Raw genomic sequence first — 21,771 nt, 5'->3', positions numbered from 1 at the left:
AGTGTAGGTTTGTTTCAAATTTGAACCAAGCCCGGCCCGTCCTCGAGAGTGAGCGCGTTCGATGCCGTATCCCTACGTCCTGCTGTCCGCCGCCGTCTCCCTCGACGGCTACCTCGACGACACCGGCCCCGAACGCCTGCTGCTCTCCTCCCCGGCCGACTTCGACCGCGTCGACGAGGTACGGGCATCCGTCGACGCGATCCTCGTCGGCGCCGGGACGATCCGTGCCGACAATCCGCGCCTGCTGGTCAATTCGCCGCAGCGCCGCGCCGACCGTGTCGCCGCCGGGCGGCCCGCGTACCCCCTCAAGGTCGCGGTCAGCGGGTCGGGCGACCTGGATCCGGAAGCGAAGTTCTGGCACACCGGTGGTGAGAAGGTCGTATATACGACCGACAAGGGCGCGGAACGGGCGCGTGCGGTCGGCCTCGGCCTCGGCGGCGACGGCAGCGACGGCGGCGACCCTGACCTCGGCCGCGGTCGTGGCCTCGACGTCGATGTCGTTCCGGTGGGTGCCGGCCTCGACTGGCGGCGGGTTCTGGAACACCTGCACGACGTACGAGGCGTGGAGCGTCTCATGGTCGAGGGCGGCGGTACCGTCCACACGCAGCTCCTCCAGCAGGGCCTCGCCGACGAACTCCAGCTCGTCCTCGCGCCGCTTTTCGTCGGCGATCCGGACGCGCCCCGGCTCTTCGGCCCGGGCGCCTACCAAGGTGGCCGGCTGCGCCTGGCGGAAACCCGGCGGATCGAGGATGTCGTCCTCATGCGGTACGAGCCCACGGCCCCCGGCACCGGCTTGCTGCCCTCCGCCGCCGACCGCCACTGGCTGTCCCTCGCCTGCGAACTGGCCGGCCGGTGCCCGCCGTCGAGCACCGCCTTCAGCGTCGGCGCGGTGATCGTCGCCGCGGACGGCACGGAGCTGGCCCGCGGTCACTCGCGCGAGGGTGACGATCCCGTCGTGCACGCGGAGGAGGCGGCACTGGCGAAGATCGGCTCGGGAGATCCCCGGCTGGCGTCCGCGACGGTATACAGCAGCCTGGAGCCGTGCGCGCGGCGGGCGTCCCGGCCGGTGCCGTGCGCGGGGCTGATCCTGGAGGCGGGGGTACGGCGGGTGGTGACGGCCTGGCGGGAGCCGGACACGTTCGTGGCGGGGGCGGACGGGAGCGGGCTGCTGGAGGGGGCGGGGGTGGACGTGGTGGTGCTCGACGAGTACGAGACGTCGGCGAAGGCACCGAACCGGCACTTGGTGGGCTGACGGTGGTCCCCGTTCGGGGCGGCGGGACGACCGATGCGACATCTGTGCTGCGTATGGCGTACAGTGAAGACACAACGACGCGGGGTGGAGCAGCTCGGTAGCTCGCTGGGCTCATAACCCAGAGGTCGCAGGTTCAAATCCTGTCCCCGCTACTGAAGGCCGAGGGCCGGAATCCGAAAGGGTTCCGGCCCTCGGTGTGTTCGGGGGCCGCCGGGTTCGCGGCTGTCGGCGAGGTTCGATGGTTGTCACCTCGTGTGAGCAGGCATGCGCCCTGCGCATAACAACTGACACACCGTCAACTCCTGTGCGGTCTCTGGTGCCTGGTCAACTCGCCCGTTTTTCGCCGGTGGTGGGGCGTTGGTCCTGCCGGAAATCGTTAATGATCAAGCGGAACGGCTTGGAATACAGGCCTCGCGTCTATTAACGTTCGATAACGCAGCGCGGTCGTCCCAGCCGTCACAAGAGTCGGCTCCGTGCGCACGCGCCGAATCCCGCAAGGGAACCGGGGAACCACCACTTGGGGTGAATCGCTCGTAGACCGTCGTGTCCGCACGGCTGTTTACGCGCGTAGGAGACCTTCCTGCTCCGAACCCGTCAGCTAACCCGGTAGGCGAGAAGGAAGGAAAGGAGCACGCCCACGTGGCGTCCAACCGGCCTGCCCCAGAAGCCCCGTTCGTGCCGAGCCAGCGTGACAGCGAGACCTTCGGCTACGGCGAGTACCGCACCGACGAGGGCCCCTGGACGGAGTGGAACCCCACCGAGGAGTCCCTCCGACCCGTACGCGGCCGGCACCGTGTCGCAAAGCAGCGCGGCGGACTCGCCCGCAGCTCCACCGTCCTGGGCGTCGGCGTCATAGCCGCCGTCGGCGCGGGCGGCATGGCCAGCGCCAACACCGGCAAGCCGCCGCTGTCCATCTCCATGCCCGACCTGCCCTCGGTGGGTTCCCTCCTCTCGGACGATGACACCCCCGAGGTCACCGCGACCGCGCTCAGCACTGTCGGTACGACTTCCGCGCAGACCAAGCAGAGCGGCTCGGACGCCGGTGAGGTCCTGCGGTCCCGGATCCTGGCCCAGGCCGAGCAGCAGCAGGACCAGATCGAGAGCAAGGCCGCCGCCGACGCCGCGGCCGCCGCCGAGAAGCAGGCCGCCGCCGCGAAGAAGAAGGCGGAGGAGGAGGCCCAGGCCAAGGCCGCCGCCGCGAAGAAGGAGGCGGAGGAGGAGGCCGAGAGGAAGGCCGAGGCCGCGCGCCTGGCCGAGCTGGCCAGGCAGTACACGCTGCCGACCTCCTCGTACACCATCACCGGCACCTTCGGTCAGGCAGGCTCGCTGTGGTCCTCCGGCTACCACACCGGCCTCGACTTCGCCGCGCCCACGGGCACGCTCATCAAGGCGATCCACAGCGGGACCATCACCGAGGCGGGCTGGGCCGGTGCGTACGGCTACCGCACGATCCTGACCCTCGACGACGGCACCGAGCTGTGGTTCTGCCACCAGTCCTCGATCAGCGTCAGCGTCGGCCAGAAGGTCAGCACGGGTGACGTCATCGGCCGCGTGGGCGCCACCGGCAACGTGACCGGGGCCCACCTCCACCTGGAGGTCCACCCGGACGGCGCGGACACCGGCATCGACCCGATGTCGTGGCTGCGGAGCAAGGGGCTCAACCCCTGACAGCTGACGGCTGCCGGTTTTACGCGGAATTGGTGAGCGCCTCGGACCTTCGGCGGAATGAGGCGCTCCGTCACGGGTGTTGAAGAGAAGCATGACTTCTCTTCGCAAGCTCGGTTCCTCGGACCTCGAGGTCTTCCCGCTCGCCCTCGGAGGCAACGTCTTCGGCTGGACCGCCGACGAGGCGGCGTCCTTCGCCGTCCTCGACGCCTACACGGCCGCCGGCGGCAACTTCGTCGACACCGCCGACGGCTACTCCGCGTGGGCCGAGGGGAACTCCGGCGGTGAGTCCGAGACCGTGATCGGCAAGTGGCTGGGGGCCCGCGGCAACCGCTCCGACGTCGTCATCGCCACCAAGGTCAGTCAGCACCCCGAGTACCAGGGCCTGTCCGCCGCCAACATCAAGGCCGCCGCCGACGCCTCGCTGCGGCGCCTCGGCACTGACTACATCGACCTCTACTACACGCACTTCGACAAGCCCGAGGTGCCGGTCGAGGAGATCATCACCGCGCTCGACGAGCTGGTCCGGGCCGGCAAGGTCCGCTACATCGCCGCGTCCAACATCTCCCCCGAGCGGCTGGAGGCGTCCCTCGCCTTCTCCGACCGCCAGGGCCTGGCCCGGTACGTGGCCCTGCAGCCCCACTACAACCTGGTCTCGCGCGACACGTACGAGGGCGAGCTCTTGGACCTCGCCGAACGTTCCGGCATCTCCGCCGTCCCGTACTCCGCACTCGCCTCCGGCTTCCTCACCGGCAAGTACCGGCCCGGTACGACGGTCGACAGCGCGCGGGCCGCGGGCGCTTCCAAGCATCTTCAGACCGAGCGCGGCCAGAAGGTCCTCACCGCCCTCGACGAGATCGCCCAGTCCCACGACGCCCCGATCCCCACGGTCGCCCTCGCCTGGCTCGCGGCCCAGCCGACGGTCGCGGCGCCGATCGCGTCCGCACGGACGGTGGAGCAGCTGCCCGCGCTGCTGGGAGTGGCGGACCTGACCCTGACCGAGGCCGAGATCACCCGCCTGACGGACGCGTCGGCCTGAGCCTTTCGGCCCCGTCGACTACGACCGGTACGGGTTGTACGCCGGATCCGGCATCGTCGGATACGCCGGATACCCCGGATACGGCGTCCTCGGAAAGGCCGGATGGGCCGGTGCCGCCGGATATCCCGGATACGGCATCCTCGGATGGGCCGGATGGGCCGACGCCGTCGGATAGCCGTACGCCCCGCGCACCGGCCAGGGCGGCGCCGTCACCGCGACCGGTGGCGCCGTTGCCCGGGCCGCGTGGTCCAGGGCGGGGCGGGCCACGTCGCGGCGGCGCCACAGCTCGTGCAGCAGTTCGCCTTCCCGTACGACGAAGTCGGCTCCCGCCCGGCCGCGGCGTCCCCGGTGCCGTAGGAACGCCAGCGAGGTCGCGTACGCCTCGTACTGCGCCACCGCCCGTGCCGCTGGGCGGCCGCCGTGCCGGCGGGCGTGGTCGCGGGCCATCCGCCGGGCTCGCATCGACCCGAGCGCGTACGGCTCGGCCGGTGTCAGCCATCCCGCCACGGCGTAGGCGGGCAGTTCCTCCCGCACGGTCTTCAGCTCGCGCTGCCGGGTCCAGATGACCAGCCAGGTCAGCAGGCCGAACGCGGGCACCATGAACGCCGCGTACACGGCGAAGAAGCCGTACTCGCCGAAGGCCGAGGAGCCGTTCCAGATGGCGTGCATGCCCATCGCGAGCAGCAGCCCGGACAGCGGCAGCAGCACCCGGCGCAGGTGCTGGCGGTCGGCCGACAGCGCGGCGACGCCGAAGCCGATGCCGGTGAGGACGGTGAACAAGGGGTGCGCGAACGGCGACATGACGACGCGCACGAAGAAGGTCGCCGCGGTCACGGAGGCGATCCCCCGGTCGCCGGTGAGCTGGTCGGTGCCGAACGCGGTGCCGAGATAGAGGATGTTCTCGGTGAAGGCGAACCCGGTGGCGGTGACCCCGGCTATCACCACCCCGTCGACGATCCCGGTGAAGTCCCGGCGCCGGAAGAGGAAGACGAGCAGCACGGCGGCGGCCTTGGCCGACTCCTCCACGACCGGCGCTATCACCGTCGCGCCGAGGGTGTCCGCGCCGGAGGGGTCCGCGGTGGCGGTGGCGATCCATCTCGTCGCGAAGCTGTTGGCGACGATCGCTATCAGCGCCGCCGCGCAGGCACCCCAGGCGAAGGCGAACAGGAGATTCGGCCAGGGCCCCGGCTCGACCCGGTCGAGCCAGCGGAAGGCCGCCAGGAGGAGCGGCACGGGCAGGACGGCGAGCCCGAGCCCGACCAGGAACCCCTCCGTGCCGGTCTGTTCGCGGACCAGGGCGAGGATGACGAGTCCGGAGAGGACGAGCAGGGTGCTCAGCGCGCCGTAACGCACCCACGTCCGCTGCCACCAGTGCGCGTGCCGCAGGGCTCCGCCGGCGGGATCGCTGGGGTGCGTCGGGTAGGGGGGAACGGTGGCCACGGCATTGACCCTAACGAGGGAGCGGCGCCGCCCGCAGGGGGCGAGGGGGGTTCAGGCGCCGGTGGGGGGCTGGTCCTGGTGCGTTACGTGGTGCTCTGCGTGGTTGTCGACATGGTTCTCGACGTGGTGCTCTACGCGGCGGAAGAGCAGGTCGTTCACGACATGTCCCTTCTCCAGTCCCTGGGCCTCGAAACGGGTCAGCGGCCGGAACTCGGGACGGGGCGCGAAACCGCCGTCGGCCTGGGTGTTCTCGAAGGCGGGATGCGCGGTCAGCACCTCCAGCATCTGCTCCGCGTACGGCTCCCAGTCCGTCGCGCAGTGCACCAGCGCCCCCGGCCTGAGCCGGGTCGCGGCGAGGGTGAGGAACTCCGGCTGGATCAGCCGCCGCTTGTGATGCCGCTTCTTGGGCCACGGATCGGGGAAGTAGACGCGCAGCCCGCCGAGGGAGTCCGGGGTGAGCATCTCGCGCAGCAGGATGATCGCGTCCCCGTTGCCGACCCGGATGTTGTGCAGCCCCTCACGTTCGGCGAGGTTGAGCAGGTTCCCCTGGCCCGGGGTGTGCACGTCCACGGCGAGGATGCCGGTGTCCGGGTCGGCGGCGGCCATCCGCGCGGTGGCCTCGCCCATGCCGAAGCCGATCTCCAGCACCACCGGACGGTCGTTCCCGAACAGCTCGGTGAGGTCGATGACGTGCTGCCCGTCGATGTCGAGGCCCCAGGTGGGCCACAGCCGTCGCAGCGCGTCCGCCTGCCCTGCCGTGACCCGGCTCCGCCGTGGCTGGAAACTGCGGATCCGCCGCTCGAAGTGCGAGCCGGCCGGGTCGGCCTGAGGACCGTCCGGGAAGCGTGGCGTTCCCTTGGCCCGGGGGTGGCGGACGGGGGCATCCGGGGGGTGGGGGGTTTCGGGGGCGTTGAGGGAGTCAGACACAGTAGGACGATTTTACGGCGGGCCGGTCGCCGGCGTCGGCCGCGGGTGCGATCGGCCCGCGATGGGGTCGGCGGCACGGAAGCGACAGCTCAGGAACGCTCAGCCCGCCCCCAGCACCGCCAGTGCCCTCCGTGCCACCTCCCGGCCGATCGGCAGGGAAGCCGTCGCCGCCGGTGAGGGGGCGTTCAGTACGTGGACCGCTCGGGGCCCCTCCTGGATCAGGAAGTCGTCCACCAGCGTCCCGTCCCTCAGCACCGCCTGGGCGCGCACGCCCGACGGGGCCGGCACCAGGTCCTCCTCGCGGACCTCGGGCAGCAGTCTGCGCACCGCCCCCACGAACGCCCCCTTGGACACCGACCGCCGCAGCTCACCGGCCCCGTACCGCCAGTGGCGCCGCGCTATCCGCCAGGAACCGGGCCACCGCAGCGTCGCGCCCAGCTCCCGGGGCCGGACCACATCCCAGCCGTACCCCTCCCGGGCCAGCGCCGGCACCGCGTTGGGGCCGACGTGGACGCTCCCGTCGATCCCGCGGGTGAGATGCACGCCGAGGAACGGGAAGGCCGGATCCGGCACCGGATACACCAGTCCCCGCACCAGCTCGGGCCGGGTGAGGGTGTAGTACTCGCCCCGGAACGGCACGATCCGCATCTCCGGGTCGTCACCGGTCATCCGCGCGATCTCGTCGCAGTACAGCCCGGAGCAGTTCACCAGCACCCGCCCCCGTACGACGTCCCCGTCCGCCGTCCGCACCGCCACCCCGAGCTCCGGCCGCCGGTCCACCTGGACGACCCGGGCCCCGTACCGGATCTCCGCCCCCGACGCCTCGGCCAGCTGCCGGGCGACCGCGACGAAGTCGCAGATCCCGGTCGTCCCGACGTGTATGGCGGCGAGTCCGCGGACCTCCGGTTCGTACTCCGCGATCTGGGGCGCGCCCAGTTCCCGCACCGCGATGCCGTTCTCCCGGCCGCGCTGGACGAGGGCGTGCAGACGGGGCAGCTCGGGCCGCTCGGTGGCGACGATCAGTTTGCCGGTGACGGCATGCGGGATGTCGTACTCCGCGCAGAACTTGATCATCTCGGCGGCACCCCCGACGGCGTACCGCGCCTTGAGGGAGCCGGGCCGGTAGTAGATCCCGCTGTGGATCACCCCGCTGTTGTGTCCGGTCTGGTGCCGGGCGGGTCCGGTCTCCTTCTCCAGCACCGTCACCCGCGTGCCCGGCACGGCCCGCGTGATCGCATACGCCGTCGACAGCCCGACGATCCCCCCGCCGACCACCAGCACGTCACAGTCGTACGCGACCCGCACCTGCACCACCTCCTGCTTCCGATAGTGCACTGCGCCACTGACAATGCCTTCAAACGCAGAGGACTGCAGCACCAAAAAAGGGGCACGGGGTGTGGCATCGCAAACGCGAAGGTACCCCCTCCTACGCCGGGGCCATGAGCAAGGGCCGCGCCCGCTCCCGCAACTCCACCACCCGGGGCTCGTCCCCGTACGGCTCCAGACGGTGGAGGAGATCCTTCACGTACTCGGTGGTACGTGCCGACGAGATGCGCCCCGCGACCTCCACCGCCCGCACCCCCTGCTCGCACGCCGCGTCGAGATTGCCCGACTCCAGCTCCGCGACCGCCGACACGACCAGCCGCAGCCCGTGCGAGCGCACGAACTCCTCCGTCGGCTGCGACAGCGCCTGCTCCGTGAACCGGCGCACCTGACGCGGTGCCTTCAGGTCGCGGTAGCACTCGGCGGCGTCCGCGGCGAAGCGGTCGTACGAGTAGAAGCCGAGCCAGGACGGGTCGTTGTCGCCCTCGCGGGACCGCTCCAGCCAGCCCTCCGCAGCCTTCAGGGCCGCGCCGGCCGCCTGGGCGTCACCGGCGCGCGCGTGGGCGCGTGCCTCGACGAGCCGGAAGAAGCTCATCGTGCGGGCGGTGGCGAGGCCCCGGTTGCGTTCCAGCGCGGCCTGGGCGAGGTCGACGCCCTCGTCGCCGAAGCCGCGATAGGTCGCCTGGAGGGACATGGAGGCCAGGACGTAACCCCCGAGAGGGACGTCCGCCGCCGCGCGCGCGAGGCGCAGCGCCTGGATGTAGTAGCGCTGCGCGGCCTCCTGCTGGCCTGTGTCGAAGGCCATCCACCCGGCGAGGCGGGTGAGTTCGGCGGACGCGCCGAACAGCGCCCTGCCGACCTCGTCGGAGTACGAGCCGAGCAGCAGCGGGGCCGCCTCCACCCGCAGACACTCCGGCACCATCGACGAACGCCAGTCGCCGCCCCCGTACTTGGAGTCCCAGCGCCTGGCGTCCTCGGCGGCCTCCCGCAGTTTCTGCACATCGCTGTGGCCGACTTTGAGCGGTGCGCCGGAGCCCTCGGCGGGGTTCACCTCGCGCGCGACCGAGCTGTCGGCCGGGGTTATCAGCCACCGTGAGGCGGGCGTGGCGTACGCGCTCACTGCGAACGATCCGGCCAGCGACTGCCAGATGCCGCCGGAACCGGCCCGGCGGCCGGCGAGGTCGAGACGGTACAGCTCCGTCGCCGACCGCACCGCCTGGCCGACGTCCCGGGGGAAGGCGAGGCCCACTTCGGGCGCGGGATCCGCGTCCGCCAGGCCGATCTCGTGGAGCGGCACCGGGCGGCCGAGCTTCTGCCCTATCGCGGCGGCGATGAGGTGCGGCGCGGCGCCCTGCGGCACCATGCCCTTGGACACCCAGCGCGCAACCGACGTCTTGTCGTAGCGAAGAGTCAGCCCGCGTTGAGCGCCAAGGTCGTTGACGCGTCGCGCGAGCCCTGCGTTGCTGATTCCCGCGAGGGCGAGAACGGCGCCGAGTTTTTCGTTCGGCCCGCGTTGCTCCCTGGACATTGCGCCACCCCTCGACACAGACGGCTGCCGCGGTGGCATAACCATGCGGCATTCGTAAACCCAGCGTAGTTCGCCGCATCCCATGCGTTAAGAGGCATTGTTCCGGATGGCGGGATTGTGGTCCGTACTCAAGTGCGGTTCAGCGACGGAGTGTCGCCGCGTGCTCCCGCTGTGTGGCCGTGCGCCCGTCCGTGCGCTCTTCTCCGGCCATCGGGGGAGCGCTTCCATGGCCGTGCGTGGGTCGGCCCGCTGTACTGGATCCAGTGGGCTGGGGGACACCGCCGCCTACATCCCCGCGGGCGGCGGAACGGCCCGGGGGGCGAACACCGTCTCCCGGGCTGCGCATCCGCCGGGCGGTGGCGGAAGCATGTACGGAGCGTGGCCAAGACCGTTCCAATGGCGCCGATTTGGCTGAAAATCGATCCCCGCCTCCCTGGGTCAACAGCCCTCCTACCACGGCAGTTGAGGGCGCGTTGGGAGTTTTTGGGGAGCGTTTCGGGGGCGCATTCGCGTCGCGGTCACCGTGTCGCCACTCCTCGTCCCCGCCCCGGTCTCCTTGCCGCGCGCGGCCGTTGGGCGTGGTGCGTTCGAGGGTCGCGTCCCGGGCGGCAGTATCCGCCGGGGCGCGTTCACCGGAGCGCAAGGGGCGCCACCGCCTCTCCGCTGCGCCTCCTTCATGGCAGCATGGTGCCGAGTTCGTACGGTGCACTGGTTGTCCACAGCCTGTGGAGGCGGCGATGCGGTGGTTGGTGGGATGGAGCAGCACCGCCACGGTGGCCGCCGAGATCGGCTCCGCCGGCGCGGTCGGGCACGACGGCGAGACCCTGCACCCGGTGGGCTCCCATCTGCTGTGGGGCGACCCCGATCCGCTGTGGGCGGTCGGCGACTGGCGCCCGGACGAGGTACGGGTGGTCAAGGCCGACGAGCGCACCCGGATCGCCGTCCTCGGCATCTGCGGAGCGACCGACGAACAGCTGCGGGTCGGGCTGTTCGCCGCGCGCGGCGGGGCGCTTCGGCACCTGACGGCCTGGCCGGGCAGCTACACCGCCGTCGTCCAGGTGGGCCGCCGCATCACCGTCTGCGGTGATCTCGCCGGCGCCCGCCCGGTGTTCTACACCCCCTGGGCCGGCGGCACCGCGTACGCCACGGCCGCGCTGCCCCTCGCCGACCTCATCGAGGCCAACCTCGACTACGGCCACCTCGCCGCGCTCCTCGCCGCCCCCGACGTACCGGCCGCCCTGCACGACTCCACCCCGTACGACGGCGTACGGCGCATTCCGCCGGGGCACGCGCTGATCCTGCGCACCGGGGCGCGCGAGATCGCCGGATACGAGCAGGTCGCCTCCCTCGCCGTGGCGGCCCCCTCCGCCGACCCGGACAGCGCGGTCGACGCCGTACGGGACGCGCTGGTGGAGGCGGTGCGCGCCCGGCTGTCGGCTCCCCGGCACGTTCCCGGCGCCGACATCGACCCCGGCCCGGTGCCCGGCATGGGGCCCGCGGAACGGCGTGCCGCGCGCGGGATGCCCGTCCCCGGCATCGGCGCCGACCTCTCAGGCGGCCCGGCCTCGGGCACCCTCGCGCTGCTCGCCGCCGGCCTGCCCGGCATGCCGGGCACCGTGCTGGGACACGGCACGGGCGCCGGGGAGCGGCTGCTGGCGGTCACCTTCAACGACCTGGCCGTCGGCGGCCGGGAGGCCGAGCTGGAGCGGGCGGGCACCCTCGCGGCCAACCCGCGGCTGCACCACGTGGTGGTGACCGGCGGCGAGGAGACCCTGCCGTACGCCGAACTGGACGGCCCGCTCACCGACGAACCCGCCGCGAGCCTGGTGACGGCCGCCCGGCACCGCGCCCGGCTCGCGGCCGGCAGCGCGGACCACTTCACCGGCTACGGCGCCCGCCAGGTCCTGGACGCCCACCCGGCCCGCCTCGCCGACCTGCTGATGGACCGCAAACGCCGCCATCTGGTCCGTCCGGTCGCCGCCCTCGCGAAGGCGGACGGCTCGGTCCTGGTCCCCGCGCGCGTGTACGGCGCGGCCCGCCGCCTCGCCCGTACGCCCTACCGCTCCGGCCTGGAGGGCCTCGCCGACCGCCTCATGCGCCGCCGCTTCGACGAACCCGGAGGTGCCGTGGGGGCGTCCCTGGCCGCGCTCACCTGGGCCAGACCGGGCCCCGCGGCGCGCTGGCTGACGGGTGAGGCACTGGCTGAAGTATCGGTTCGCCTGCAAGGGGCCACCCAACGCTCAGGAGTCGGCCCCGGGCAGCGACCGGGCGACTTCCGCGCGCGGGCGTCACTCGCCCGCAGCGCGGCTGACCTGCGGATCCTGGAGCAGGCGGCCGAGGTCCGCTTCCAGCGCCTGCACGCCCCGTTCCTCGACAACCAGGTCGTCCGCGCCTGCCGCGCCCTTCCGGAGGCACTGCGGGTCCAGCCCGGCGCCCGGGCGGCCATCCTGCGTACCGTCCTGGAGGGCGCCGGCGTCGCCGACCTCCCGCCCGGCTGGGGCGCCCCCTCCCACGCCCCGTCGGCCGCCGCCGCCCGCACCGGCCTGCGCGTGGCCGCGGACTCCCTGATGGCCCTCTTCGGCACGCCCCTGCTGGCACAGGCCGGCCTGGTGGAGGCCCGTGTGGTGCGCAAGGCGCTGCGCGCGGCGGCCGAGGGCGAGCCGTTGCCCCTGGACGGCCTGGCGGACCTGGTCTCCCTTGAGCTGTGGCTCGGCCGGCTGATCGCCCGCCGGGGCACCTGCTGGACGGGAACCCCCGCACGCACGCGTGCCGTCCCGGCGGGGATCACCCGGCAGCGGGGCGCCCTAGGGGCCGGCGCCTCGGGCGGCGGCGCGGCGCTCGCGTAACCCCCAGGCGGAACCCGGCCGGTCCGGCCTTCATGAGCAGGTGAACTTCGACTCCGCCCAGTCAGCCGGCGCCAGGCCGTCGACGTGTCGGTACGGCTCCACCACCAGGCGTACGGTCCCGCGCCCGGCCAGGTTCACGTGGACCGGCACCGCCGTCTCCCCGCCCCTGACCAGCCCCGAGCTCCACAGCCGGATTCCGTCGGCGTAGACGGAGAAGGAGACCGTGCCGAGCCCCGTGACCATGTCGTCGACGCCGACCAGGGCGTCGTAGCCGGTGCACTCGCGGTTGAGGTCGACGGTGACGGAGGAGCGTCCGCGCACGGTCACTCCATGCGCGTACCGCCGGTCCGCGATCGACATGCCGTAGCGCCGCCACACCCAGCTGCTCTCGCCGCTCCGCATCTCGGGCCCGGTGCCGTCGCCGGTGACGTCGTACGACAGCTCGCTCCACTGGTAGACGGCCGGCGGGGGAGGCGGCGGCGGGGGCGGTGCGGGGGTGGGTGCCGGGGGCGGCTTCGGGGTCGCCGGGGTCGTCCGGGGCGTCGGGGCCGGGGTCGGGGTCGGCTTCGGATGGGAAGTGGAGGTCGGTGTGGGCGTGGGTGCGTGCTTCGGGGTGGACGCCGCCACGAGCACCGGGGGGTTGGGCTCGGGCTGCTTCTTCGGGGGCGTGGGCGTGGTGTCGGCCGGCTCGACGGCCCGCGCGGACGCGGGCGGCTTGGAGTCCGGCCCTCGGGCCGGTCTGTCGCCGCCCGTCAGCGCGAGCGCCACCGCGGCGGCCGCCACGGCCACCACACCGGCCGCGATACCGGCCTTCGCGGGCGCGCCCAGTCCTGCGGAGGCCGCCGCGCCGCCCGCCCCGCCGGAAGAGCCGCCGCCGGCTGCCGCGGCCGCCCCCGCCGCGCCGACCGCGCCCGCACCTGCACCGCCGGCGATGAGCCCGACCGCCTTGGCGTACCCGGCGGCGCCGAACCAGCCGATGACGGCGACCGGCACGACGGCGGGGAGGCCGCCGGCGACTTCCTTGATCTGGCCCGCGGCGAGCCGGCACTTGAGGCACTCCTCCAGGTGCTTGCGCACCTCTCGCTCGGCGCGCGTGCGCAGGCCGCCGCGTGCGTAGGCGCCGAGCCGGTCGGCGTAGCGGGCGCACTCCTCGTCGCCGGCGAGGGTGGCGCTGACGTGGGCCTGCAGGTAGGCCTGCCTGAGGCCCTCGCGGGCGCGGCCGGCGAGCACCCGGGTGCCGTTGGCGTCCAGCCCGAAGAGCGTGGCGACCTCGCTGGGCGACTCGTCCTCGACCTCGGTGTGCCACAGCACGGCCTGCCAGCGCTCGGGCAGCGAGCGGAAGGCCCGCATGGCCGTCGACCGCTCGGCCTCGTGCATCGCCCGTACGTCGGCGCCGAGGTCGAGGGTGCCGTCGTCGGAGACCTGGTCCAGGCGCGCGGACTGAGCGGCGAACGCCGCGAAGTCGTCGACCAGTTGCTCGCGCCGCGGGGACTTCGTCCAGCTCGCGGCCACCCGTCGGACGGTGGTGAGCAGATACGCGCGTACGGCCTGCTCGGGGCCGGAGCCGCCGCGCACCGCCTGGAGCATGCGGGCGAAGACCTCGGCGGTGAGGTCGTCCGCGGTGTGGCCGTCTCGGCAGCAGGTACGGGCGTACCGGCGCACCGCTCTCGCGTGCCGCCGGTAGAGCTCCTCGTAGGCGGTGTCGTCGCCCGCGCGCATCCGCTCGATCAGGTCGGCGTCGGACGGCGGCAGCACCCTGGGCGGCGGCAGGACGCCGCCGTGCACGCGCCGGTCGCGCTGGGCGGGCACGCCGCCCTCGACGGGGTCGACGGGCTCACCGCCCTGCGCCGGGATGCCGGCCTCCAGCGGGATTCCGGCTTCCGGCGGGATTCCGGCCTCCAGTGGGATTCTGGCTTCCGGCGGGTTGCCGGCTTCCAGCGGGGTGCCGGCTTCCACCGGCTCGTACGGGACACCGCCGGCTCGTCCTCCCTGGCTCGGCACGTGCGGGAAGGCCGCGTCGCCGGTCTCCGCGTCGTCGTCACCGAGTGACCCGTCCCGCCCGTCAAAGCTCATCGCGGAAAGCCCCCGCCGCCAGCCCTACCAGTCCCGAACACCGGGTCAGAGTGCCATATTGGCTTTTGTTCAGGACCCCGCGGTGAAGCCCTGCCACTCGTCCGTGGGGACTTCCCGCGACGGGGTGCCGGCTCTCACCCGTACGGGGAAGACTGAACCGGCGTTACGCAGGTGGGAGTTGACGCCTTCGCCCGAAAAGCCCGGAACGCCCCGGGAGCGCACCCGGCGCCAAAGCGGCGTCACGCCCCCACTCCCTCGTCACCTATTCGGGTCACCCCCGAGAGAGCCAAAGGCCGACGCCCGACAACAGGCACCGCCCCACAAACCGCCCGCGCCAGGCACCTGCCTCAGAGGCCCACGCCGGCCTCCGGCCGGCGTCTCCCGGGCGCCCACCGCCCCAAAGACCGCCGTTCCCGGGCACCAGCCTGAAACGCTGTCGCTTCCCGGGCGCCCGTACGAAGGCTGCTGTCCGGGCGCTCACCTCGAGCGCCGCCGCCTCCCGGCTGCCGCACCCTCGGCGAGCGCCCGACAGGCCGCTGCCCCCGGACCGCCGTCCCCCCCTGACACCGGTCGCGACCTCCGCCCTCCACGCCAGCGGCGCCCCCCGCCCTCCACGCCAGCGGCGCCCCCCGCCCTTCACGCCAGTCGCGACCCCGCGTTTCACGCCAGCGGGCGACCCCCGACCCTCAGGGACCTTCACGCCGGCCGTGACCGCAGGCCCTCCAGCAGGATGTCCAGCAACCGCGACGCCGCCGCCGCCTGCTGGGCCGCGTCCGGAAGAGAGGGGGCCGCCGTCGCTATCACCAGCAGGACGTCCGCCACCGACACGTCGGACCGCAGCTCGCCGGCCGCGCGTGCTCGTTCCACGAGCTGGCCCACGACATCGAGCAGTGCCGCCGCGCCCGCGTCGTCGTCCACGGACAGCGACGGCGCCTCCGCGACCAGCCGCAGCTCCCCGGTACCCGGCTGCGTCCGCTGCTGAGGTACCCGTGCCGCGTCGAACCCGTTGTCCTCGTCCGCCACCCCGACCCGCAGCACCTGCGGCGGCAGCAGCCGCCCGGCGCCCGAGGCCACCGACGTCCGCAGGAAGCGCGAGAGCGCCGACCACGGTTCGTCCTCCTGGCCGAGAGCCGCCCGTGCCTGGTCGGTCAGCCGGGAGGTCTCCTCCTCGGCTATCCGCCGCACCAGGACGTCCTTGCTCGGGAAACGCCGGTACACCGTGCCGACGCCGACCCGCGCGCGCCGCGCCACGTCCTCCATCGGCGCGCCGTACCCCAGCTCGCCGAAGACCTCGCGGGCCGCACGCAGTACGTGCTCCAGGTTGCGCTGTGCGTCCACGCGCAGCGGCGTCGTCCGCGAACCGTCGCGTCCGTTGCCCGCCGCCGCGCTCATCGTCGAGCCCATCGCTGAGCCGAGCGCGCCGCCCATCGCCCCGCCACCGGGTGCGATGGCGGACGCGGACGACCAACGAGAATCCTGAACATGCATAAGTGTTCCCCCGGTAATGACGTCTCCCCCCGGAGACTCTCCCCGCCATTTGAAAGCCGGAGCGAACGGAACAGGCCCGCTTCCCGGACCCACCCGTCGCGGATCCGAAGGCGCATCCCCCTACACCCCGTCGACACACGAACATAGTTGAGAGGGGGTCAATTCAGAAGGGTCTCGTTCCGCACGGAGCGCCCCCCGAACAGAGCAGGGGTGGGATACGTCCCGATTACTCCCCTGACAACTGCCCGACCCATACCCGCTGACCTGGGAGTTTTCCCCACACGTCCGCGATTCAGCCAACCCGGCGCGCCGTCGACTCACGGTCATACAAATTGTCGGGGCTGTGGACAAACGCAAGCGCCGGGTGCGTCATGGGATGGTGAAGGAACGTGCGCGCATTCTCGTTGTCGGCGGCGGCTACGTCGGGATGTACACGGCCCTGCGCCTCCAGCGGAACCTGAAACGGGAACTCCAGCGGGGCGAGGTCGAGATCACGGTCGTCAGTCCCGACCCGTACATGACTTATCAGCCATTCCTTCCGGAAGCCGCCGCCGGTTCCATCTCCCCGCGCCACGTCGTCGTACCGCTGCGCCGCGTCCTCGACCGCTGCCGCATCGTCATCGGTGAGGCCACCTCCATCGACCACGGCAAACGCACCGCCGCCCTCACCACCCTCGCCACCGAGGAGGAGGGCACGGGCGCACAGCAGCTGTCGTACGACGATCTCGTCCTCGCGCCCGGCTCGGTCTCGCGCACCCTGCCGGTCCCCGGCCTCGCCGAGCACGGCATCGGTTTCAAGACCGTCGAGGAGGCCATCGGCCTGCGCAACCACGTCATCGAGCAGATGGACATCGCCTCCTCCACGCGCGACCCCGCCGTCCGCGACGCCGCCCTCACCTTCGTCTTCGTGGGCGGCGGCTACGCCGGCGTCGAGGCGCTCGCCGAGCTGGAGGACATGGCCCGCTACACCGCGCGGTACTACCACAACATCCGGCCCGAGGACATGAAGTGGATCCTCGTCGAGGCCTCGGACCGCATCCTGCCCGAGGTCGGCGAGGAGATGGGCCGCTACACGGTCACCGAACTGCGCCGCCGCAACATCGACGTACGCCTGGGCACCCGCCTGGAATCCTGCGCGGACCGGGTCGCCGTCCTCAGCGACGGCGCCCGCTTCCCCACTCGTACGGTCGTGTGGACGGCCGGGGTGAGACCGCACCCGGTCCTCGCCGCCAGCGATCTGCCGCTCAACGAACGCGGACGGCTGGTCTGCACCCCCGAGCTGACCATCGAGGGCACCACGCACGCGTGGGCCGCCGGAGACGCCGCCGCCGTCCCCGACGTCACCGCCGGGGAACCCGGCAGGGAGTGCGCCCCCAATGCCCAGCACGCCGTCCGCCAGGCCAGGGTCCTCGGTGACAACATCGCGCACTTGCTGCGCGGCGAGCCCCTGGAGACGTACGCCCACAAGTACGCCGGCTCGGTGGCCTCCCTGGGACTGCACAAAGGTGTCGCGTACGTCTATGGACGCAGGCTGAAGGGCTACCCTGCCTGGTTCATGCACCGCGTCTACCACCTCAGCAGGGTGCCCACCTTCAACCGCAAGGCCCGTGTCCTGGCCGAATGGACGCTGTCAGGATTCTTCAAGAGGGAGATCGTCTCCCTCGGATCGCTCGAACATCCCCGTGCGGAGTTCGAACTCGCGGCCGGTGGAAAGCCTCCTCATGACCCTTCGAACGACCCGAACGGGTCGTCCTGACCGGATCGAGGAACTCCGGCCACGGGGTAGGCGTCTGACCGATGCCGACCCGGTCGGCCGCCCTGCCAGACTGGTCCCCGACCTGGGGCGGACCGACGCCGCCCTACGAACCCACCAGGCTTCCCCCTAGTGCTGCACTCCCGGGGTGGCACCCCTTGGACCCCGACCGGGTCCGGAGCCGGCCGAAGACGCCGCAGACGACGACACGAGGCAAGGATTCGTGAACTTCACGCGCTGGAGCGCCCGGCTCCCCGGAACGCAGCGCCGCGCCGCAGCGCGGACCGACCACCAGCTCACCCCGGACCGGCGGGAGGAAACCGCGGCCTCCTCCGTACCCGCTGCCCGCGTCGAACAACTCACCGACGCCGCACCGCCCCTCCCGGCCGTCGACGAACTGCCGGTGCGCGAGGTCCTCGACCGCGTCCCCGCCCTCGTCGCCCACGTCCACGGCCCCGACCACCGCCTCGCCTACGTCAACGACGCCTACGTGACGGCCTTCGGCCCCCGCCCGACCGGCGCCCCCGCCCGCGAGGCCCTCCCGGAACTCCACGAGATCGGCCTGCTCCCCCTCCTCGACCAGGTCCTGCGCAGCGGCAAGCCCCGCACGGTCAAGTCCCGCAAGGCCCCCGACGGCCGCTCGTACACCTTCACCTGCACACCGGTGACCGAGGGCGACGGCGCCGTCGGTGCTGTTCTCGTGTTCGCGACCGACGTCACCGACCACGCCGAGGCCGCCGAACGCCTCAGAGCCAGCGAACGCAGCCAGCGCGAAACCGCCGTCACCCTGCAGCGCTCCCTGCTCCCACAGGAACTCGAACAACCGGACGACCTCCGCATCGCCGCGACCTACCAGCCCGGCGGCACGGAGGCCGCCGTCGGCGGCGACTGGTACGACGTGATCACCCTCGGCGGCGGCCGCACCGCCCTGGTCATCGGCGACGTGATGGGCCGCGGCGTCCGCGCCGCCGCCGTCATGGGCCAACTCCGTACGGCCGTCAGGGCCTACGCCCGCCTCGACCTCCCCCCGCACGAAGTCCTCCAGCTCCTGGACGGCCTCGCCACGGAGATCGACGCCAACCAGATCGCCACCTGCGTGTACGCCATCCACGACCCGAACGAGGGCAGCCTGGTCTACGCCTCGGCCGGCCACCTGCCCATCCTGGTCCGCGACGAGAGCGGGGCGGTGCAGCGCGCCGACGAACCGACCGGCCCGCCCCTGGGAACCGGCGGCTGGATGCACTCCTCCGGCTCCATCCCGCTCAGCCCCGGCTCCACGGCGGTGCTGTACACGGACGGCCTGGTGGAACGCCGCAACGAGGACCTGGACGAAGGCATCGCTTCCCTGGAGCGCGCCCTGTCCGGAGCGACCGGCACCCCTCAGGTCGTCTGCGACCGCCTGGTCCGCGCCTCCGGAGTGACGGCCGAGCACGACGACGACGTGGCGGTCCTGGTCCTGCAGCACCCCGCCCGCACCGGACCCGACAGCGAACTCTTCCGCAACGCGGCGCTCGAACTCCTCGGCGGGGTGGAAGCGGCACCACGCGCGCGGGCCTTCGCCTCCGGCGTGCTGACCAGTTGGCGCTTTCCGGTGGAACTGCACGACCTGGGTGTCCTCGCGGTCAGCGAGCTGGTCGCCAACTCCCTGCAACACGGCACCCCACCGATGCGCCTCCGTCTGCGCCGCACCGACCGCCGCCTCATCGTCGAGGTCACGGACGGCGACGACCACCTCCCGCGCCGACGCCGGGCCGAACCCGGCGACGAGTCCGGCCGCGGCATCGCCATCGTCGCCACGATCGCCTCCAACTGGGGCTCCCGGAGAACACCGGGTGGCGGCAAGGCGGTGTGGTGCGAGTTCGCGCTGCCGACCGCTACGAAGTGAGGAAGGCCCAGCGAACGCCAGGCCTCCAGGTATCTCAGGCGTGCGCCTGGGTCTGCCCGGCCGTGGCCGGACCGCCCTGGGCCACCACCCGGCTCCTCGCCCGCCACGGCTGATCCTGCACGGCCGTCAGCTGCCGCCCCAACCGCACCGCCAGATACGTGATCCCCAACGAGAACAGCAGAAACGTCACGATGTACGGCGCGGGCAACGAAGCCCCCATGGGCCCGCCCACCGCGGGACCGATCGCCAGGGCCAACTGCTTCACCAGGGCGAACGCCGAGTTGTACTGCCCGGCCATTCCCTCGGGCGCGAGATCGGCCACCAGCGGAGCCACCGTCGGCGACAGCATCGCCTCACCGAGCCCGAACAGCGCATACGTCGACACGAACGCGGCCGTCGCCATCTCCGGACTGCCGTGTCCGAGCCCGGCGAACCCCGCCACGACCCACGCCACGGCCCAGATCAGCCCCACGGCCGCGATCACCCGGGACCGCCTGCGCCGCTCCACGAACTTCAGCACGGCGAACTGGGCGACCACGATCATCGCGGTGTTGGCCGCCAGCGCCGTCCCCAACGCGGACGTCGAGATCCCGGCGGCCTCGACCCCGTACGCACTCAGCCCGGACTCGAACTGCCCGTAGCAGGCGAAGAACAGCACGAAGCCCAGCACCGACAGCTGCACCATCGCGCGGTTGTCCAGCAACTGCCGCCGGCTGACCTTGCCCGCCTGCGGCCCCGACCGCCCCGGCGCGTCCTGGATGCGAGGCGAGTGCGGCGTCCGCACCGTCGACATCACGACCACCAGCAGCAGGAACATCGCCGCCTCGATCGCGAACAACACGGTGAAGGAGGAGGCGCTCGTCGGGTCGACCAGATGACCGCCGATGAGACCACCGACGCCGAGCCCCAGGTTCTGCAGGAAGAACTGCGTCGCGAAGGCACGCGAGCGGGTGTCGGCCGTCGAGCAGTCCACGATCATCGTCGCCAGTGCCGGCTGCATCACGGCCTGACCGGCACCGAGCGCGGCCGCCGCCGACAGGACGGTCGTCGCCGTACTCGCCAGCCCCAGACCCAGTGCCCCCAGCGCGGCGGTGACCAGGGTGGCGAGCAACACCGGCAACGGGCCGCGCCGCACGATCGCCCGGCCGGCGAACGGCAGCGCGATCAGCGCTGCCACAGCGAAGACGGCGAGGACGAGCCCCGCCGTCACGGCTCCCAGTTCCCGCACCTGCGCCACATAGACGTACAGGTAGGGGACGGTGAAGCCGAGCCCGAACGCGCTGAGTGCGTTGCCCACGTGGATCCGGCGCATCGCTGCGCCCCTCGCCCTGGTCACGTTCACCTCTCTCAGGTAGTAGGTCAGTCCTCGCGTTCTTAGCACTGAAGACTTCGAAGCTAAAGTTAGAAGTTGAACAATACATCTCTAAGGACTTCAACGCCAAGCAAGCCCGTGCGATACTCGCGCCCATGGGTGACACCCCCGGCGCTCTCGGCGAACCGACTCTCGAAGAGCAGATCGCCGCCTATCAGCGCGAGTTCCAGGACCTCGATCCCCAGGTCGAGAAGATCGTCTCGGCGATCTCCCGGCTCAACCGCCGCATGAACGTCGCTTACGGCCGCCAGACCTCCGCCCTCGGCATCAGCAACGCGGAGTGGGAGGTCCTCAAGGCACTCGTCCTCTCGGGTGCCCCCTACCGTCTGGGCCCCAGCGACCTCGCGAAGCGGCTCGGCCTGACGCCGGCCGCGATGACTCACCGGATCGACCGCATGGTCACCGAGGGCCTGGTCACCCGAGAGCGGGACGAGTCCAACCGCGTCCGCGTGATCGTCGAGCTGACCGCGGAGGGCCGGGAGAAGTGGCTGGAGGCGATGCGCCTGGCGACCGTCTTCGAGGAGGATCTGCTCCAGGACCTCACCCAGGACGAGCGCACGGCCCTCGACGAGGTCCTCACCCGCCTGCTCCGCAGGGTCGAGCACGCCCAGCCGGACGCCGGCGGCCGACTGACCGACCTGGACTGACCCGGACCGATGTCGCCTCACCGGACGGACTAAAAGATCTTGACACGAGGCACTTGACAGCCCCCTGCCCGATCCGTAAAGTTCTTCGGGTTGCCACGGAGCCGTAACGGTTCTTCGGCAGCACCTCCGCCGCACGAGCGGCACCTCAAACCACCAGCACGATCTCCCAGCGGGGTCGAATTCGGTATGCCCGAATTCGAATTCCCTTTGGGCCCTGCTCGGGTCTGGCACCTCGATTTGAGGATCGCCGGGAGAATCCGCTAAGGTTTGAGACGTCGGAACGGCCCAACAGCCGCGAAGACAAGCCCGGTTGACCGGGAGTCGGACACCGAGAGGTTCTGATAAAGTCAACACCGCCGGAAGGCCGAGAGGCCGGAAAGCAACCCGCCGACAGGGAATCGGATCAGGAAAACGATCTGATAGAGTCGGAAGCGCAAGACCGAAGGGAAGCGCCCGGAGGAAAGCCGCGAGAGAGTCTCTCGGGTGAGTACAAAGGAAGCGTCCGTTCCTTGAGAACTCAACAGCGTGCCAAA

The 21,771-nt window shown here is 72.0% G+C and carries 15 protein-coding genes, 1 tRNA gene and 1 riboswitch; of the genes, 8 read left to right on the top strand and 8 right to left on the bottom strand.

The window, feature by feature from the left end; translation table 11 throughout:
• Positions 1-61: 61 nt before the first annotated feature.
• From ACIBK3_RS46065 to ACIBK3_RS46050, 4 genes are all read left to right on the top strand, one after another.
• Positions 62-1,252: a dihydrofolate reductase family protein gene (locus ACIBK3_RS46065; RefSeq protein WP_399374602.1), complete on the top strand. Its 1,191-nt coding sequence runs from the start codon at positions 62-64 to the stop codon at positions 1,250-1,252.
• Between the two features lie 78 nt (positions 1,253-1,330).
• A tRNA-Met gene (locus ACIBK3_RS46060) sits at positions 1,331-1,404 on the top strand.
• 320 nt (positions 1,405-1,724) lie between these two features.
• A riboswitch (cyclic di-AMP (ydaO/yuaA leader) is annotated at positions 1,725-1,880 on the top strand.
• 11 nt (positions 1,881-1,891) lie between these two features.
• Positions 1,892-2,920, top strand: coding sequence for a M23 family metallopeptidase (locus ACIBK3_RS46055; protein ID WP_399374601.1), 1,029 nt, complete (start codon positions 1,892-1,894; stop codon positions 2,918-2,920).
• Between the two features lie 91 nt (positions 2,921-3,011).
• Positions 3,012-3,956: an aldo/keto reductase gene (locus ACIBK3_RS46050; RefSeq protein ID WP_399374600.1), complete on the top strand. Its 945-nt coding sequence runs from the start codon at positions 3,012-3,014 to the stop codon at positions 3,954-3,956.
• A gap of 18 nt (positions 3,957-3,974) precedes the next feature.
• Here the strand turns inward: ACIBK3_RS46050 and ACIBK3_RS46045 are convergent, their stop codons facing one another.
• The 4 genes from ACIBK3_RS46045 to ACIBK3_RS46030 form a co-directional block, all read right to left on the bottom strand.
• On the bottom strand, positions 3,975-5,396 hold the full coding sequence (locus ACIBK3_RS46045) for a PrsW family intramembrane metalloprotease (protein ID WP_399374599.1): 1,422 nt from the start codon (positions 5,394-5,396) through the stop codon (positions 3,975-3,977).
• A gap of 51 nt (positions 5,397-5,447) precedes the next feature.
• Positions 5,448-6,323 carry a tRNA (guanosine(46)-N7)-methyltransferase TrmB gene (trmB, locus tag ACIBK3_RS46040; protein ID WP_399374598.1) on the bottom strand — a complete coding sequence of 292 codons (876 nt, stop codon included), beginning with the start codon at positions 6,321-6,323 and terminating at the stop codon, positions 5,448-5,450.
• A 99-nt stretch (positions 6,324-6,422) separates the two neighbouring features.
• On the bottom strand, positions 6,423-7,658 hold the full coding sequence (lhgO, locus tag ACIBK3_RS46035) for an L-2-hydroxyglutarate oxidase (protein ID WP_399374597.1): 1,236 nt from the start codon (positions 7,656-7,658) through the stop codon (positions 6,423-6,425).
• A 91-nt stretch (positions 7,659-7,749) separates the two neighbouring features.
• The gene (locus ACIBK3_RS46030; RefSeq protein ID WP_030948372.1) at positions 7,750-9,174 is read right to left on the bottom strand and encodes a hypothetical protein; all 1,425 of its coding nucleotides are present in this window, start codon (positions 9,172-9,174) and stop codon (positions 7,750-7,752) included.
• Between the two features lie 737 nt (positions 9,175-9,911).
• On the opposite strand from ACIBK3_RS46030, the gene ACIBK3_RS46025 reads away from it, so the two are divergent.
• Positions 9,912-12,020, top strand: a complete 2,109-nt coding sequence (locus ACIBK3_RS46025; RefSeq protein WP_399374596.1) for an asparagine synthase-related protein — start codon at positions 9,912-9,914, stop codon at positions 12,018-12,020.
• A gap of 30 nt (positions 12,021-12,050) precedes the next feature.
• On the opposite strand, the gene ACIBK3_RS46020 is transcribed toward ACIBK3_RS46025, so the two are convergent.
• Positions 12,051-14,093, bottom strand: a complete 2,043-nt coding sequence (locus ACIBK3_RS46020; RefSeq protein ID WP_399374595.1) for a sigma-70 family RNA polymerase sigma factor — start codon at positions 14,091-14,093, stop codon at positions 12,051-12,053.
• 696 nt (positions 14,094-14,789) lie between these two features.
• The gene (locus ACIBK3_RS46015) at positions 14,790-15,581 is read right to left on the bottom strand and encodes a TetR/AcrR family transcriptional regulator (RefSeq protein WP_399374594.1); all 792 of its coding nucleotides are present in this window, start codon (positions 15,579-15,581) and stop codon (positions 14,790-14,792) included.
• A 376-nt stretch (positions 15,582-15,957) separates the two neighbouring features.
• On the opposite strand from ACIBK3_RS46015, the gene ACIBK3_RS46010 reads away from it, so the two are divergent.
• Together ACIBK3_RS46010 and ACIBK3_RS46005 are read left to right on the top strand one after the other, a co-directional pair.
• Positions 15,958-17,337, top strand: a complete 1,380-nt coding sequence (locus ACIBK3_RS46010) for an NAD(P)/FAD-dependent oxidoreductase (RefSeq protein ID WP_399374610.1) — start codon at positions 15,958-15,960, stop codon at positions 17,335-17,337.
• 220 nt (positions 17,338-17,557) lie between these two features.
• Positions 17,558-19,219: a SpoIIE family protein phosphatase gene (locus tag ACIBK3_RS46005; protein WP_399374593.1), complete on the top strand. Its 1,662-nt coding sequence runs from the start codon at positions 17,558-17,560 to the stop codon at positions 19,217-19,219.
• Positions 19,220-19,253: 34 nt separating this feature from the next.
• On the opposite strand, the gene ACIBK3_RS46000 is transcribed toward ACIBK3_RS46005, so the two are convergent.
• Positions 19,254-20,531: an MFS transporter gene (locus ACIBK3_RS46000; protein ID WP_399374591.1), complete on the bottom strand. Its 1,278-nt coding sequence runs from the start codon at positions 20,529-20,531 to the stop codon at positions 19,254-19,256.
• A 155-nt stretch (positions 20,532-20,686) separates the two neighbouring features.
• Here ACIBK3_RS46000 and ACIBK3_RS45995 point away from each other — a divergent pair, with 155 nt between their 5' ends.
• Positions 20,687-21,238, top strand: a complete 552-nt coding sequence (locus ACIBK3_RS45995; RefSeq protein ID WP_399374590.1) for a MarR family winged helix-turn-helix transcriptional regulator — start codon at positions 20,687-20,689, stop codon at positions 21,236-21,238.
• A gap of 347 nt (positions 21,239-21,585) precedes the next feature.
• Here ACIBK3_RS45995 and ACIBK3_RS45990 read toward each other — a convergent pair.
• The coding region (locus tag ACIBK3_RS45990; protein WP_399374588.1) for a hypothetical protein at positions 21,586-21,771 on the bottom strand (186 nt) is incomplete at its 5' end.

The organism is Streptomyces sp. NPDC050287 (assembly GCF_044459385.1).
Taxonomy (GTDB): Bacteria; Actinomycetota; Actinomycetes; order Streptomycetales; family Streptomycetaceae; genus Streptomyces.
The sequence above is the reverse complement of the archived record's forward strand: the minus strand, read 5'-3'. Positions and strand labels throughout refer to the sequence as shown.